At 33.9% G+C, this 15,391-nt stretch carries 15 protein-coding genes; 13 read left to right on the forward strand and 2 right to left on the reverse strand.

All coding sequences use genetic code 11. The features are described from left to right. The first annotated feature begins 143 nt into the window (after nucleotides 1–143). From isaB to cidR, 3 genes are all read left to right on the forward strand, one after another. Entirely contained in the window at nucleotides 144–731 is a 588-nt protein-coding gene (gene isaB, locus KA867_RS12815; protein ID WP_210138277.1) for an immunodominant staphylococcal antigen IsaB family protein, read from the forward strand. Nucleotides 732–1,103: 372 nt separating this feature from the next. Further along, complete coding sequence (gene bla / locus KA867_RS12820; RefSeq protein ID WP_210138278.1) at nucleotides 1,104–1,952, forward strand: class A beta-lactamase; 849 nt, start codon at nucleotides 1,104–1,106, stop codon at nucleotides 1,950–1,952. A 42-nt stretch (nucleotides 1,953–1,994) separates the two neighbouring features. Further along, nucleotides 1,995–2,870, forward strand: a complete 876-nt coding sequence (gene cidR, locus KA867_RS12825) for a cidABC operon transcriptional activator CidR (RefSeq protein WP_107385840.1) — start codon at nucleotides 1,995–1,997, stop codon at nucleotides 2,868–2,870. Between the two features lie 444 nt (nucleotides 2,871–3,314). Here cidR and KA867_RS12830 read toward each other — a convergent pair whose 3' ends face one another. After that, complete coding sequence (locus KA867_RS12830; RefSeq protein ID WP_210138279.1) at nucleotides 3,315–4,259, reverse strand: LacI family DNA-binding transcriptional regulator; 945 nt, start codon at nucleotides 4,257–4,259, stop codon at nucleotides 3,315–3,317. Nucleotides 4,260–4,404: 145 nt separating this feature from the next. On the opposite strand from KA867_RS12830, the gene eda reads away from it, so the two are divergent. The 10 genes from eda to KA867_RS12880 all read left to right on the forward strand — a co-directional run bounded on the left by eda (nucleotide 4,405) and on the right by KA867_RS12880 (nucleotide 14,100). Then, on the forward strand, nucleotides 4,405–5,022 hold the full coding sequence (gene eda / locus KA867_RS12835; RefSeq protein ID WP_210138280.1) for a bifunctional 4-hydroxy-2-oxoglutarate aldolase/2-dehydro-3-deoxy-phosphogluconate aldolase: 618 nt from the start codon (nucleotides 4,405–4,407) through the stop codon (nucleotides 5,020–5,022). 2 nt (nucleotides 5,023–5,024) lie between these two features. Next, complete coding sequence (locus KA867_RS12840) at nucleotides 5,025–5,996, forward strand: sugar kinase (protein ID WP_210138281.1); 972 nt, start codon at nucleotides 5,025–5,027, stop codon at nucleotides 5,994–5,996. 28 nt (nucleotides 5,997–6,024) lie between these two features. Then, entirely contained in the window at nucleotides 6,025–7,062 is a 1,038-nt protein-coding gene (locus KA867_RS12845) for a TRAP transporter substrate-binding protein (RefSeq protein WP_210138282.1), read from the forward strand. Then, nucleotides 7,037–7,546 carry a TRAP transporter small permease gene (locus KA867_RS12850; RefSeq protein WP_210138283.1) on the forward strand — a complete coding sequence of 170 codons (510 nt, stop codon included), beginning with the start codon at nucleotides 7,037–7,039 and terminating at the stop codon, nucleotides 7,544–7,546. The genes KA867_RS12845 and KA867_RS12850 overlap by 26 nt, the downstream gene beginning before the upstream one ends. Next, the gene (locus KA867_RS12855) at nucleotides 7,543–8,838 is read left to right on the forward strand and encodes a TRAP transporter large permease (protein WP_107384037.1); all 1,296 of its coding nucleotides are present in this window, start codon (nucleotides 7,543–7,545) and stop codon (nucleotides 8,836–8,838) included. The genes KA867_RS12850 and KA867_RS12855 overlap by 4 nt, the downstream gene beginning before the upstream one ends. Before the next feature lie 15 nt (nucleotides 8,839–8,853). After that, the gene (gene uxaC / locus KA867_RS12860; protein WP_210138284.1) at nucleotides 8,854–10,260 is read left to right on the forward strand and encodes a glucuronate isomerase; all 1,407 of its coding nucleotides are present in this window, start codon (nucleotides 8,854–8,856) and stop codon (nucleotides 10,258–10,260) included. A gap of 2 nt (nucleotides 10,261–10,262) precedes the next feature. Beyond that, nucleotides 10,263–11,294: a mannonate dehydratase gene (uxuA, locus tag KA867_RS12865; RefSeq protein WP_210138285.1), complete on the forward strand. Its 1,032-nt coding sequence runs from the start codon at nucleotides 10,263–10,265 to the stop codon at nucleotides 11,292–11,294. Further along, the gene (locus KA867_RS12870) at nucleotides 11,294–12,115 is read left to right on the forward strand and encodes an SDR family oxidoreductase (RefSeq protein WP_210138286.1); all 822 of its coding nucleotides are present in this window, start codon (nucleotides 11,294–11,296) and stop codon (nucleotides 12,113–12,115) included. The genes uxuA and KA867_RS12870 overlap by 1 nt, the downstream gene beginning before the upstream one ends. Before the next feature lie 179 nt (nucleotides 12,116–12,294). Further along, nucleotides 12,295–12,741: an MFS transporter gene (locus KA867_RS12875; RefSeq protein WP_210138287.1), complete on the forward strand. Its 447-nt coding sequence runs from the start codon at nucleotides 12,295–12,297 to the stop codon at nucleotides 12,739–12,741. 285 nt (nucleotides 12,742–13,026) lie between these two features. After that, complete coding sequence (locus KA867_RS12880) at nucleotides 13,027–14,100, forward strand: YkvI family membrane protein (RefSeq protein ID WP_210138288.1); 1,074 nt, start codon at nucleotides 13,027–13,029, stop codon at nucleotides 14,098–14,100. A 71-nt stretch (nucleotides 14,101–14,171) separates the two neighbouring features. Here the strand turns inward: KA867_RS12880 and KA867_RS12885 are convergent, their stop codons facing one another. Next, nucleotides 14,172–15,347, reverse strand: coding sequence for an Nramp family divalent metal transporter (locus KA867_RS12885; protein WP_394859105.1), 1,176 nt, complete (start codon nucleotides 15,345–15,347; stop codon nucleotides 14,172–14,174). Between the last annotated feature and the right edge of the window lie 44 nt (nucleotides 15,348–15,391).

The raw sequence follows: 15,391 nt of genomic DNA on the forward strand, positions 1-15,391 counted from the left end.
ATCAATAAAGTATTTTCATATATAATTTCCACTATTTTGTAAAAAAAGTGTAAATTTACTTGCAAATAAAAGAGAGAGGTGTATGATGAAAGTGAATAATTACACTTTGTATATAGGAGACTACAAATAAGGAGTGATTTATTATGCGTAAAGTCGGAAAGTTAATTTCAGCAACTGTCGTCGTATCTACACTGGTCGTTGGTTCTTCAGCAGCATATATCTCAACAAGTAGTCCAACAGCGCAAGCAGCAGAGCAAGTCCAAAAATGGGGACACGGTGAAGGTGGTGCAAGTGGTGCAAACAGTGAAAATGGTGTTCGTTCACAAGCACAAACAACACCTTGGTATAATTACGAAGGTTATACAACATATGACCCGTCATTTACACAAGATTATAACTTCGTACGCGCTTTGAAATATGACAATGTCACAATCGATGGTTATAAAGTTGACACTGATGCCAAAAAAGAATTTGATCATTCTAAGAAAATTTATGATACAAGCGTAGAATTTAATAGTGACAATGAAGTGGTGCAAATCACTTTCTTCACGAAACCTGATTCAGTATCCAAGTCAACGTTTAAAAAGGCGCATACTTCAAATGAAATCATAGAAGATGGAAAATTAGGCAATAACGATGGCACTTATGTGAAATACGTGACAAATAATGGCTTTTATACTGCATTCTTTGATCAAAATGATAATTTGATGGAAATAACAATTGGTCAGTAATTAGAATAATGTTTATAAAAATAGGATACAACTAAGAGATGATTTGAAATGCTATGTTTTTGATTGTAGTAACATTCAATTTAAATGAAAGTATACTCTAGGCTGGGACATATTAAATGTCCCAGCTTATCTTGATGTATAGGCATTAAAAAGTAGTTTTCATTTAGCAAATGTATCAGCATTTTTGCTGAATAAATGCTTAATTGCAGTATTTTATTGTGCTTATTGTCACTGAAGATATAAAGTCATTTTGAATTATATTTATAACTAAATACCTATGCTTAATAAAGATAATTGTGTTTTGCTATATTTATGATTATAGTTAAATGTAAGTATAGCGCGTTTTATTCACATATGAATAGGGGGAGAAATATGAAAAAATTATATTTCAGTGTTTTGGTTGGTCTTATTTTGTTAGCAGTCACGGGGAACGTTGCTGCGGCAAAAAGTTTTGATCAAATTGAACAAGATAATGATACAATTGTAGGGGTCTATGGCATCAATACAGCTAATGGCAAAGTGATACAGCACAGATCAGATGAACGGTTTGCATTTGCATCTACATATAAGGCAATTTCAAGTGGCATATTATTACAAAATACGTCAACATCAGAACTAAATAAGAAAGTAACTATATCAAAAGATGACATTGTCGCTTATTCACCTGTTACTGAAAAATATGTCGGCAAGCAAATGACGTTAAGAGCATTAATTAAAGCTTCTATGTTGCAAAGTGATAATACTGCCAATAATAAAATCATCGAAGAAATAGGTGGTATTAAAGGATTTCAACAAGCACTAAAACAACGCGGAGACAACATCTCAAACCCACAAAGATTTGAACCAGACTTAAATTTATATGATCCGCAAAGTACAGCTGATACAACCACACCTAAAAGGGCTGCAACAACGTTGAACCATCTTTTAGCGAGTGAGAATATGAGTAGACCCAATCTTGAGCTACTAAAACATACAATGATCCATAATGAAACTGGAGATACATTAATTAAAGCAAGTATGTCAAAAGATGATGTTGTGGGTGATAAGAGCGGTCAGGGATTAACATATGGTAGTCGAAATGATTTGGCTTTTGTTTATCCAAAAAACCAAAGTAAGCCAATTATTCTTGCTATTTACACGAAAAAAACAGATAAAGATGCGAAACCAGATGATAAAGTGATTCAAACAGCAGCGGAAACAGCTATCAAGTCATTGAAATAGATTCAAACAAATGAAATTTAGATTGGTGCAGAGGGGATTAACATGGAAATAAAGCAAATGAAATATTTTGTAGAAGTCGTAAAAAATGGTGGGATGACACAAGCATCCGAACATTTATATATTGCGCAATCTACAATAAGTAAAAATATTAAAAGTATTGAAGACGAATTTAATATTACTTTATTTGATAGACGAAAAAAGCATATTATTTTAACAGATATCGGTCAGATTTTTTATGATAAATGTGTGGAAGCATTAGCGGTCCTAGATGATTTATCATTAGAAATGGGAGATGTCACAAATTTAGAAAAAGGTCATATTAGAGTAGGTATATCTGCGATTATGAATGTGAGACTTTTTACAGAAAGTTTAAATCATTTTCATAGTAAATATCCAAAGGTGACTTACGAAGTGATTGAAGGTGGCGGGAAAGCTGTAGAGTCTTATTTAAATAATGATGAAATTGATGTGGGTATTACGACGTTGCCTGTAGACAATGATATTTACCATGCCATTCCACTATATAATGAGAAATTATTGTTAGTCGTAAATAGAGATGCGATGCTTGCTAAACAAGCATCGGTCTATCTAGGCGATTTGAAAAATGAGCGCTTTATTATGTTTCATGATGATTATTATTTAAAAGATCAAATTATTGAAAGTTGTAGAAAAGTTGGCTTTCATCCAAAAACAGTTGCAAAAATGTCCCAAATTACATTTATTGAAAATATGATCCGAGATGGTATCGGTGTGAGTATATTACCAGAGAGTATCGTAGATATTTTAAATGATGACCTCATAGGTATAGAAATTTCTGGCGCAGATGTATCGTGGAATTTGGGAGTTATTTGGAAAAAAGATAGTTATATGAATTATGTAACACACGAATGGATTAAATTTTTAAAAGATACACAGTAATAATGAGTTAACAAGGAACTCATGGTTATGAAAAATGTATTCCATAACAGAATATTATATATTCCAACTATGTATTTTAATCATATTTCAGTGCGTAATATAATAGAGATATAGAGGTAGTAAGTACTGATTATTAATAGAAGAGTAAAAGTTAAAACATTTATGATAATCCCTAGCGCCAAAATATTAACGATATATGCGTTTCATAATTTAAAGCTCATAACAAATTTATCTAGAATTTAACTAATATAATAACTCTCCCCATTCATTCACCAAAATAAGGACACCCTATTCTTATTCATTATTATATTATTGAGCAATGATATTTAAAAACTAAGCTTATCTTCTAAATCAGTACAGTTAATATAAACGACCCTCTTGTCAAACATCAAACAAACATATAAACATGCCCAAGCCTTAGAAATAGGTTTGGGCATGTTTATTTTAAATGTTTTTTTGAATTTTAGGATGAAGATGATATGCAGATTCGGTAGCTTCATTTTTAATTACTTTATCTAAAGTAGCTACAATCGTTTGAGCAATTTCAGCGGTTGGCACGCCAATCGCGTTGACAGGATAATCTAATTTTTTAATTTGTGGAATATTGTCATATGAATATAGGATAGGGCGATCATGTGGTCCAAGTGCATTAATGGTACCGACTGTAATATCATAGCTACCACAGATAACCCCTGGTGCAAGTGCATGTGCTTGTAAGAATTGTTTGACGGAAGATTCTGTTTCAATTGCATTCAAGCTTGTAGAATCAATGATACGATAATCTATTTTGTGTTCGTTACAATATTGAGCAATCGCCTCTTTTTTGGCGATTTGTCGTGTATCGTTTGTATGTATATCACCAATATAATCAATATGGTCTATGCCTTGATCGACCAAAGCTTTAATTGCCATAATCATCGCTTCAGAATGATTGACATTTATAATCGGATAAGGAATATCACGATTGACACCATAGGCAACGACAGGAACGTTATTATAAATTTCTGAAGATAAATTTGTTGCATCACCTTCATCAAAAATGACGATACCATCACAACCGAATTCAACAAATTTTTTTGAAGCGGCAGCGACATCGTCGATAGACACAAACATGACATATCCTAAATCTTTAATGGCATGATTGATTTCTGAAATAAGATGTGTAACGGCTACACGATCTACAGAAGGCCAGATTAATCCTATTGTACCACTTTTCTTTGAGACAAGTGCTCTAGCGGAGTGATTAGGTATATAATTCATTTCTAGAGCTTTTTGTTGAATCATATTTTTTGTTTTTGGTTTGACGAGTTGAGAATTTTTAAGTGCTTTACTAACTGTGGAATAGCTGACACCACAGGCTTCAGCAACATCTTTTAAAGTTACAGCCATAAAATTTCTCCTTGAAATTGATTGATTTAAATGCAAATTAATTATACCATAGAGATAAGCATTACAATATTTTTTTGTACAAAAATAACAACGTTGTTATTTTAAGGGATATTGTAATTGATATCATATTTGAGGGGTTGAAGACATGGATTCAATGAATACAATGCAAGAGATTCAACAAGGAAAACACATTGCTGTCATGCGCACAGAAGATGCAAAATCATTTTTAGATATTGCACATACCATTATTGATAAGGGCCTTCAGACGATTGAGGTAACTTTAACTACGCCGAACGCTATAGAAATTATAGCTGAACTATCAAAAAGAGAGGACGCATTGATTGGGGCAGGAACAGTCTTAGATAGCATTTCTGCACGTACTGCCATTTTAAATGGCGCAAAATTTATCGTTAGCCCATCCTTTGATAAAGAAACAGCAAAAATTGCTAACTTATATGATGTGCCATATATTCCAGGCTGTATGACAGTTAAAGAAATGGTTGAGTCATTACGTTATGGTTGTAAAGTCCTTAAATTATTCCCAGCGACACAATTCACACCTAAATCAATTAAAGATTTCAAAGGGCCATTACCACAAATTGAAATTGTGCCTACGGGTGGTGTTGGTAAAGCAAACCATAAAGAATGGTTAGATGCAGGAAGTTTTGCAGTTGGCATTGGAAGCGAAATCACAAAAATTTATCAACAAGAAGGAAAAGATGCTTTAGAAAGATATATTTCAAAAATAAAAAGCGAGGTATAACAATGACGGTCTATGGTTTTGGTGAAGTATTATTACGTTACACACCACCAAATTACGAACAGTTGAAAGATGCCAATATGTTTAAAGTTAATGTTGGTGGTGCAGAATTGAACGCACTTGTGACACTAGCACAATTTGGGCACGAGACTGAAATGTTGACGGTATTACCTAATCACGCGCTTGGTCATTTAGCATTGCAAAAAATGTTTCAAACACGTGTAGGTACTGCTTCAGTGAAATATAATAACGGCAGAATTGGCACGTATTATATGGAAGAAAGTTTCGGATTTCGTAGTGGCAAAGTCATTTATGATCGTGAACATTCAACGTTTGCTAATCACGGTGAAGATGTAATGGAAGGAATCAATGCTCATAGGGGTGATTTCTTTGTATTTACAGGTATTACGTTAGCTGTAAATAAAATGATTCGTCATCAAATTGTCGATGTACTAAAGAAACTAAAGCAACAAGGCGTTAAGATAGTGTTCGATATTAATTTTAGAAGTAATTTATGGTCAAAAGAAACAGCAGTACCAATAATCAAGTCAATTTTACCATTTGTCGATGTGCTATTTTTTGGAAAAAAAGATGCTACACATTTACTTGAAACGAATGATTTAGAAGATGACATTCAGACATGTGCAAAAACAATTCAATCTGAATACGACATCGCATTGATGGCTTCAAGTAATAGAAATATAGAACAAAGTACATTACAAGGTATCATGCTGACAAAAGAAAAATATATTGAAGGCCAAGCATATACTTACACCGTTTTAAACAGAATTGGTGCTGGTGATGCATTTATGGCAGGTGTATTACATGGACTGAATAAAGAATGGCAACCAGAAGATACAGTGGATTTTGCAACAAAATGTTCTGTTCTACAACATACAACAAATGAAGATGCACTAAGTGTACAAGAAAGTGATGTTTTGAATTTATCAACACATTTTGGAGAACTGAAGCGATAAAAACTGTAATACAAGGGGATTAATGTTTATGAGGAAATTTATACTCCTTCTTGTAAGCGCATTCTTTACGATGGGGATGGTATCGATGATGCTTACAAATGAGGAGACGATTGCTAAAACAAAGACAAAAGAAATCATGTTAGCGCATAATCAGCCAACAGAACATCCTGTTCATAAATCATTAAAAATTTTTAAAGATAGATTAGAAAAAGAATCACATGGTCAACTAAAGGTGAATATTTATCCGAATGGTCAGCTCGGTAGTGAGCGTGAAGCGATAGAAATGACACAGACGAATGCAATTCAAATGACTAAAGTTTCGGCCGGCGCGCTGGAAAGTTTTTCGCCAACGTATTCATTATTTAATATGCCATATTTATTTGAATCAGAAGATAATTATCGACACGTAATGAAACGTAAAAACGTACAAGATGCTTTCTTTAAATCGACAGACGACCAAGGGTTTTTAGGTATTACTTACTATGATGCTGGTATGCGTAATATCTACACGAAAGATAAAAAGATTAAAGACAACAAAGATTTGAAAGGCTTGAAGATTCGTGTTCAACCAGGAAAAACAAGCGTAGATTTAATTAAATCGTTAGGTGGTACGCCAACACCGATGGATTATGGTGAAGTGTATACTGCAATGCAATCAGGTGTTATTGATGCAGCAGAAAATAATGAAACTTCTTTAACAACGAATAACCATGGTGAAGTTGCTAAAAATTATTACTACACAGAACACGCAACCGTGCCCGATATTTTAATTATGAACAAAGAAACCTATGACAGCTTGACGAAACAACAACAAAAATGGTTAGAAGATGCTGCGGATTATTCCACAAAAAAACATGAAGTTATTTGGGATAAAGCAGTGAGCGATGCTAAAAAAACAGCGACAGAAAAAATGGGTGTGAAGTTCCATGATGTAGACAAGTCTACATTTAAAGCGACTTCTAAACCTCTTCAAGATGAATTTAAAAATAATCCGGATACGAAAGAGGATTATAAACTAATCGAGAAGGAGGAACAGCGCTATGAAAAAAGCAAAGCAAATCATTGATAAATTGTTGTTAACGCTAGCTGGTATTACGCTTTTTGTAATGGTTATCTTATCGATTTATCAAGTCGCAACACGCTTTATTTTTAACACACCAAGTACGACGAGTGAAGAAATTGTTAGATTCTTGTTGATATGGTTTGGATTATTGAGTGCAAGTTATGTCTTTGGGATTAAACAGCATATTGCCATTGTATTTATCAGAGAAAAGTTACCTGAAAAAATACAGCTATACTTGGAAAAGATTTCGGACATTATATTAATTATCGTGGCACTCGTACTCATGATTTGGGGTGGCTTTGAAGTTGTGAAATTGACTTGGTCTCAAATCGCACCGTCAACAGGTTTATCAATGGCAGCGATGTATGGCGCATTGCCTGTTTCAGGTGTATTTATGATTTTTTATGCATTTTATAATTTATTAAGTAAAGAGGAAATGACTGCAGTTCAAGAGCATGATGAGCTTGAAGGCGGTGATGGCTTATGACAACAATAGCAGGATTAGTATTATTCATCACTTTCTTCATTTTTCTTATCATTGGCTTACCTATTGCATTAGCGATTATTTTAAGTTCTATTATTACGCTGTTATTGATTTTACCATTCGATGTCACTATCGTAACTGCAGCACAGCGTATGGTAACTGGTATTGATGATTTTACGATGTTAGCGATTCCGTTATTTGTGCTAGCGGGTATCATCATGAACAACGGTGGTATTGCATTTAGATTAGTTAACTTTGCGAAGGTGCTCGTTGGCAGATTACCAGGATCATTAGCCCATACCAATATCGTTGGTAATATGCTCTTTGGATCCATCTCTGGTTCGAGTGTAGCTGCAGCAGCTGCCATGGGTCGTATAATGGGACCTATGGAAAAAACACAGGGTTATAAAAAAGAATACTCGGCAGCAGCAAATATCGCATCAGCACCTTCAGGTTTACTCATCCCACCAAGTTCACTACTGATTGTTTATTCATTAGTCAGCGGCGGGACATCCATTGCAGCACTATTTATCGCGGGTTATATTCCAGGGATTTTATGGGGTATTGCGTGTATGATCGTTGCTTATGTAATGGCGAAAAAACAAGGGTATAAAGTATCAGAGAAAATAAGTTGGAAAGATAGATTATTCTTAACATTGGATGCATTACCAAGTTTGTTTTTAATTGTAGTGGTTATCGGCGGTATTGTCGGAGGTATATTTACAGCAACAGAAGGTGCAGCAGTCGCAGTTTTATATTCTGTAGTACTTTCGTTGATTTATAAAAGTTTAAAAATCAAACAATTATCCAACGTTATCAAAGAAACAGCTGAAATTAGCGGAATGATTTTATTCTTAATCACCGCTTCGGCATTATTTTCACTTGTGATGAGTTATACCGGTTTACCAGAAGCGATATCCAATGGCATTATCTCAATGACTGACAATCCGATTGCATTGTTATTATTAATCAACGTTATTTTATTAGTCATTGGTACTTTTATGGATATTACACCAGCAGTACTTATATTCACACCAATCTTTTTACCGATTTCAGAAGTATTAGGACTTGATCCAATTCATTTTGGTATCATTATCGCGTTTAACTTATGTATTGGTAATATCACACCACCAGTTGGTAGTGCGTTGTTTGTGGGCGCAAGTGTAGGCGGTGTGCGTGTTGAATCAGTATTTAAATATTTAATTCCATATTTTGTAGCATTAATTATTTTAATGCTCATCATTACTTTTATTCCACAATTATCACTATTCCTTCCAAAATTACTAGGATTATAGAAAAGGAGCAATTATATGACTTTAATTAATGATAATTTTTTATTAAATAGTAAAACAGCAGTAAAGCTATACCAAAAGGTTAAAGATTTACCAATTTATGATTTCCATTGTCATTTAGACCCAAAAGAAATTTACGAAAATAAAAATTATGACAATATTACACAATTATGGTTAGGTGGAGATCATTATAAATGGCGTTTAATGAGAGCTTATGGCATTGAGGAAGCTTTTATTACAGGCAGTGTTGATGATTTTGATAAATTCCAAGCATTTATGCATATGTTACCGTATGCTATTGTGAATCCGATGTATCATTGGTGTGCATTAGAATTAAAACGTTATTTCAATGAAGATACAGATTTAGATAAAGTGAATATCAGTAAATTATATAAATCACTAAATAAAAAGTTAGCAAAACCTTCACATACACCACAAAATTTAATTAAGCAAAGTAATGTTAAAGTGGTATGTACAACGGATGATCCATGTGATGATTTGAAATATCATAGGTTATTAAATGAAGATAGCAACGTTACATTTAAAGTCATCCCTACGTTTAGACCGGATAGTTATGTTTTCTTAAATAATGAGTCTATCCATACAAAAATTGACCAATTAAATCAAGCGACTGATTGTGATGTTGAAGACTTAAATACTTACATTGATGCGTTAAAAGCGCGTGTACATTATTTTGATAGACAAGGTGCACGTAGTTCAGATCAAAGCTTTGAAAAGACCCCGTTAGTAACAGCAACTGTTGAAAAAGCGACTGAAATTTATAATGCGCTAAAACGTGGTGAACAAGTAACAGAAACTGAACAATACGAATTAGCAGGTTATATATTAACTGAAATTAGTAAAGTTTACGAAGAATTAGGTTGGGTTGTACAATTCCACCTTGGACCAACAAGAAATAATAACTCAAGCATGTTTAAAATTACAGGACCAGATAGTGGCTTTGATAGTGTAGGCGAACAGCTAAGTGCTAAAAAATTAAATGCCTTATTAGATCATCTAGAACAAAATCATGCGTTATCAGATACGATTATTTATCCAAATAATGGTAATGACCATTTAATGGTACAAGCAACTGCAGGGAACTTTACAAATAGTAATCACAAAGTCCAACTCGGTGCTGCATGGTGGTTTAATGACACAAAAGAAGGCATGGAGCAACATTTAGTAGAGTATGCTAATGTCGGTTTATTATCCAAATTTGTAGGTATGCTGACTGATTCACGTAGCATGATTTCGTATACACGTCATGAGTACTTTAGAAGAATATTATGTAATTTCTTAGGAGATAGAATTGAAAAAGGTGAGATTCAATTATCAGAAGAAACCATCACTAATATAGTGAAAGATATTTGTTATAACAATGCAGTAAAATTATTCAAAATAGAAGGCGTTGAGGAGGTATAACCATGGAATTATCATTTCGTTGGTATGGAGAAGATGACCCGGTAACATTAAATAATATAAGACAAATTCCAGATATGAAACAAATTGTTACGGCTATTTATGACATTCCTGTGGGAGAAGTCTGGACTAAAGAAAAAATTGCAGCATTAAAACAGTCAATTGAAGATGCAGGTTTGAAGTTTGAAGTTGTAGAAAGTTTACCTGTCAGTGAGGAAATAAAGCTTGGTACAGATAAACGAGATCAACTCATTGAAAACTATAAAACTTCATTGATTAATCTCGCTGAAAATGGTGTTAAAACGGTAACTTATAACTTTATGCCAGTATTTGATTGGACACGTTCGCAATTAGATTATGATTTGTCAGATGGTTCCAATACATTGATTTATAATCATGATCAAATTAAAGATATTGATCCACTAACGACGAATTTAAATCTACCAGGTTGGGATGAAAGTTACACACGTGAAGAGATGAATCAACTGATTACATCTTATCGTGAAACATCTGACGAGCAATTATGGGATAATTTAAAATACTTCTTAGATGCGGTGTTACCAACTGCTATCGAACATGATGTGGATCTGGCTATACATCCGGACGATCCACCTTGGCCGATATTTGGGATACCACGTATCATTAAAAACAAAGAAAGTTATGAACGTTTATTATCCATTAGCAATGATACACATAATGGTATTTGCTTCTGTACTGGTTCATTAGGCGCTTTAGCAGAAAATGATTTGCCGAGTATGATTCGAACATTTGGTGATCACATTCATTTTGTACACATGCGAAATGTTAAACGTATTGGTGAATATTCATTTATAGAAACAGGTCATTTATCTAAACATGGTTCAGTAGATATGAAAGCTGTTACTGAAGCGTTGAGAGATATTGATTACAAAGGTACTATCAGACCCGATCATGGACGTATGATTTGGGGAGAAACAGGTAAAGCTGGTTATGGCTTGTTCGATAGAGCTTTAGGTGCTACGTATATTAATGGATTAATAGAAGGAGTGAGTAAATAATGGCAACACAATTCAAAGATGTTAATGTCGTTATTACAGGTGCGACAGGTGTCATTGGTTCTACTTTTGTCAAAGCACTTGTAGAGAAAGGCGCGAATGTAGGGATATTAAGTCGTTCCGAAGACAAAATTGTGGAATTACAAGATGAAATTGATAAAGACAGACAGCAAACGGTAGGGCTAGTAGCAGATGTGCTAGATAAAGCAGCTTTAGAGCAAGCGAAACAAACATTCAATGATAAGTTTGGCGCAATTACGATACTTATCAATGGCGCAGGTGGTAATCATCCTGATGCGACAACGAATGATGAAATGTACGACAAAGCAGGCGACAAAACGTTCTTTGATCTTACAGAAGAAGGTGTAGATAAAGTATTTAAATTAAACTATACTGGCACATTTTTACCATCACAAGTATTCGGCAAAGATGTAGTTGCGTCTGAAACAGGAACAATTATCAATATTTCATCTATGAACGCATTTACACCGTTGACAAAAATTCCAGCGTACAGTGGTGCAAAAGCTTCAGTAAGTAACTTTACACAATGGTTAAGCACTTACTTTGCAGGACAAATTCGTGTGAATGCAATTGCACCAGGATTTTTCGAAACAAATCAAAATAAGGCATTGCTAAGAAATGAAGACGGTTCATATTCAGAACGTGCTCAAAAAATACTTTCGCAAACGCCAATGGATCGTTTTGGTGTACCTGAAGATATTTTAGGCACATTATACTGGTTAATGGACCACGATATGAGTGGTTTTGTCACAGGTATTGTAGTTCCAGTTGATGGTGGCTTCTCATCATATTCTGGCGTATAAATTAAATAGAATAATCAAATAAAAAATCAACACTTTCACTGTTATGAGATGAAAGTGTTGATTTTTTTGTTGCAGCACTAGTTGATTAAAATAGCAGTGATTCTATTCGTCTTGATAAGTAATATTATTGCGATATAATACATCTTCTAATTAGGACGGAAAAAATATTTGTTATCAATATGTTTTATTTAGTAGGTATTTTTCCAGCATTATACTTAGTTGAAAAATATGGAAGAAGACCAACTTTGATATGGCCCTTCTTGATTACTGCACTAGCTTTGTTATCATTAGGTATAGTATCTGGAGGAAGCGCTCCATTTTTAATTATACTTGTACTATTTATTATTTACGGTATTTTCAATACAGCGATGGGAAGCCATCAATGGATTTATCCATATGAACTATTCCCAACTTATGTACGTGGTACAGGTGGAGGCTTTACTACTACTGTGAGTCGATTAGCATCCGCTTTAAGTACATTTTTCTTTCCGATGATTTTAGAAAATTATGGGTTAAGTATAACAATGTATATTTCAGCAACCCTATTGTTTATTGGTTTTATACTGTCAATTTGTATGGCACCGGAAACGAAAGGGAAAAATTTAGAAGAGCCAGGAGCTATTTAGGTTAAATTTTAAAGTTTTTGGTCTAGGTATAAATGAATGGCTTTGATTTAATTGAATACGATTGTTTTGAGCTGAATGAAGCGAAAAGTTGACTAGATAAATTGTTTATTAATCCTAGTTATTTTTGCTGGGGCGAGGCAAAGGCATCTACTATGAAAGTATGATATTTGTCTCGCTCTCGTTTGTTTCGATTGTTGTGTTTTAATCTATCGGCACAACGATTATTTATTTTGAAAACCTGATAAATAGTACATAGTAACTAACTTTGAAGGGGATGTATGATTAATGAGCAAAGATAATAAGGCTGCAGTTAAGACTGCGCTCGCTTATCTTAGTTTTATAGTTGGCGCAGGATTTACAACGGGCCAAGAACTATTACAATTCTTTGTTAACCATGGAAATTATACATATATTGCAGTAATTCTTACAGGTATTATTGTAACGTTTGCAACTAGACAAATTTCAAAAATTGGTTATCGTCTGGACGCGAATACATATGAAATTTCATTGAACCATATTTTCGGGAAATATGTCGGTAAGGTTATAGATTATTTAACAATTTTCTTTTTATTTGGTTTAACTGTCGTCATGATTGCTGGTGGAGGCTCTGCGCTTTATCAAGGGTTTGGACTTCCGATGTGGACAGGTTCATTAGCGATTGTAATTTTACTTTTTATTGTACTGCAACTTAGATTTAATAAAATTATGACAATATTAAGCGTAGTGACACCGTTTTTAGTAATCGCAGTTTTAGTGATTGCGGGCTATAACATTATTAATCCTACTATTCCATTTTCAGAGGTAGCACAATATACAAAACCATCTAAAACGTCTAGTTCTATATGGTGGTGGGATGCGATTGTTTATGGAGGATTAATTATTGGAAATAGCTTTAGCTTCTTAACCATCGTTGGTAGTGATGCTATGAGTCATAAAACAGCGCGTAGAGGAGCATTTTATGGTGGCCTATCATTTAGTATATTATTATTAATTATGACGTGTGGATTAATGGCTAACATCCAAAATGCTAATAGTGTAGATATTCCTACATTATTATTGGCCAATGATATACATCCTTATATAGGTATATTTATGTCAGCAGTGATGATTGGTGTTATTTTTAATAGCTGTATCGGTATGTTGTATCCATTTTTAAGTAGGTTTACACGACCAAGTAGTAAAGGCTACGTTGCACTTTTAGCAATTTCTCTAATTGTAGCTTTTATCTTAAGTTTTATTGGTTTTGTAGATCTTGTAAACTTTGTGTTTAAAACATTTGGTTATATCGGTCTGTTTATCAGTGCTGCACTATTAATTAGATGGGTTTATAATAAATTTAGTGAAAAACGTTTAATGTAATCACTAAAAGCGTAAATAAAAGACGTATAGTTACCAATTTTGTAAGCAATTGGACTATACGTCTTTTTTATTTAAGACAAGAAACTTGTGATTGCGTCAACTAGACTATAAAGGCCTAAGAATGTGACGATTAAAACAACGATAAAACCGATAATATTAAGCCAAATGTTATTGACAAAACGGCCCATTAGATTTTTCTTGTTGATGATAATAAAGATGAGTATGGCAACGATAGGTAATATAATACCATTTAAAGCTTGTGCCACTAACAATACTTCTAATGGTTCAAATCCGAGTGAAGATGTTGTAATGCCAATAAGGATAATGACTGTAAATACGATCTTGTATTTTTTACTTTCCATGCCACCTTTCCATCCCAATAAGCTACTTATTGTAGCTGCCGCACCAGTAGGGGAAGCAATCGCTGATGAAAGCCCGGCTGCAAACAAACCAATGCTAATTGCAAAGGGTGCAGCATCACCTAAAACTGGTTTAAGTGGTCCAGAAAGTTGAATAATACTTTTGACTTCATCGCCTCGAATTAATGTGGCAGCGGCAATAAGAATAGCTGCCGAAATAATTCCACCAACAGTGATTGAAATAATAGTATCCCAACGCGCAAATTTGAGTTCTTTTATACCATTAAAACGTTCGTGTACTGCTGTAGAGTGGATGAAGAAGTTATAAGGCACTACTGTTGTTCCAATTAATGCTATGACAGTTATAATAGAGCCATTAGGAATCGTAGGTACAAATACACCCTTTAAAATACCGAAAATATCTGGCTTAATCACAACCATAGTTGTAATAAAGATGATGCCCATGATTACCATAAGGAAAATCATTATTTTTTCTAAAAATTTATAGTTACCAAATAAACCGATAAGTAAAATAATAAAGCCGATGATAGGCGCTACTAGATTTTCTGGTAAATTTAATAGATATGCTGCACCGAGTGAAGTTCCAATTAAATCGCCACTAATATAAGCTGCACAGCCAATGGTTACGGCTATTAAGGTAAACCATACAATAATCAGTTTACCTACTTTATGGGCAAATAATTCTTGTATTGCTTCCCCTAAACCTTCTCTTGTGACGAGTGACAGTCGAATAATCATTTCTTGGAGTACGATGGTTGCAACAATTGAGAATACAACAGCCCATAATAGACTATAACCAAACCCAGCGCCACCTTGTGTCATCGTTGTTACGGTTCCGGGACCAATAAATGAAGCGGTGATAATCATACCAGGACCAAGAGATTTAATAATCTTCCTTACATTTTTGACCA

Origin of the sequence: Staphylococcus sp. GDH8C109P (assembly GCF_017893405.1) — a bacterium.
Classification (GTDB): domain Bacteria; phylum Bacillota; class Bacilli; order Staphylococcales; family Staphylococcaceae; genus Staphylococcus; species Staphylococcus cohnii.

What these genes read in the sequence shown, in the direction of transcription:
- eda (WP_210138280.1), top strand. Translation starts at nt 4,405, where the DNA reads ATGGATTCAATGAATACAATGCAAGAGATTCAACAAGGAAAACACATT.
- KA867_RS12885 (WP_394859105.1), bottom strand. Translation starts at nt 15,347, where the DNA reads ATGATTATCACCGCTTCATTTATTGGTCCCGGAACCGTAACAACGATG.
- KA867_RS12880 (WP_210138288.1), top strand. Translation starts at nt 13,027, where the DNA reads ATGAGCAAAGATAATAAGGCTGCAGTTAAGACTGCGCTCGCTTATCTT.
- KA867_RS12845 (WP_210138282.1), top strand. Translation starts at nt 6,025, where the DNA reads ATGAGGAAATTTATACTCCTTCTTGTAAGCGCATTCTTTACGATGGGG.
- uxaC (WP_210138284.1), top strand. Translation starts at nt 8,854, where the DNA reads ATGACTTTAATTAATGATAATTTTTTATTAAATAGTAAAACAGCAGTA.
- KA867_RS12850 (WP_210138283.1), top strand. Translation starts at nt 7,037, where the DNA reads ATGAAAAAAGCAAAGCAAATCATTGATAAATTGTTGTTAACGCTAGCT.
- bla (WP_210138278.1), top strand. Translation starts at nt 1,104, where the DNA reads ATGAAAAAATTATATTTCAGTGTTTTGGTTGGTCTTATTTTGTTAGCA.
- KA867_RS12840 (WP_210138281.1), top strand. Translation starts at nt 5,025, where the DNA reads ATGACGGTCTATGGTTTTGGTGAAGTATTATTACGTTACACACCACCA.
- KA867_RS12830 (WP_210138279.1), bottom strand. Translation starts at nt 4,259, where the DNA reads ATGGCTGTAACTTTAAAAGATGTTGCTGAAGCCTGTGGTGTCAGCTAT.
- KA867_RS12870 (WP_210138286.1), top strand. Translation starts at nt 11,294, where the DNA reads ATGGCAACACAATTCAAAGATGTTAATGTCGTTATTACAGGTGCGACA.
- KA867_RS12855 (WP_107384037.1), top strand. Translation starts at nt 7,543, where the DNA reads ATGACAACAATAGCAGGATTAGTATTATTCATCACTTTCTTCATTTTT.
- cidR (WP_107385840.1), top strand. Translation starts at nt 1,995, where the DNA reads ATGGAAATAAAGCAAATGAAATATTTTGTAGAAGTCGTAAAAAATGGT.
- isaB (WP_210138277.1), top strand. Translation starts at nt 144, where the DNA reads ATGCGTAAAGTCGGAAAGTTAATTTCAGCAACTGTCGTCGTATCTACA.
- KA867_RS12875 (WP_210138287.1), top strand. Translation starts at nt 12,295, where the DNA reads ATGTTTTATTTAGTAGGTATTTTTCCAGCATTATACTTAGTTGAAAAA.
- uxuA (WP_210138285.1), top strand. Translation starts at nt 10,263, where the DNA reads ATGGAATTATCATTTCGTTGGTATGGAGAAGATGACCCGGTAACATTA.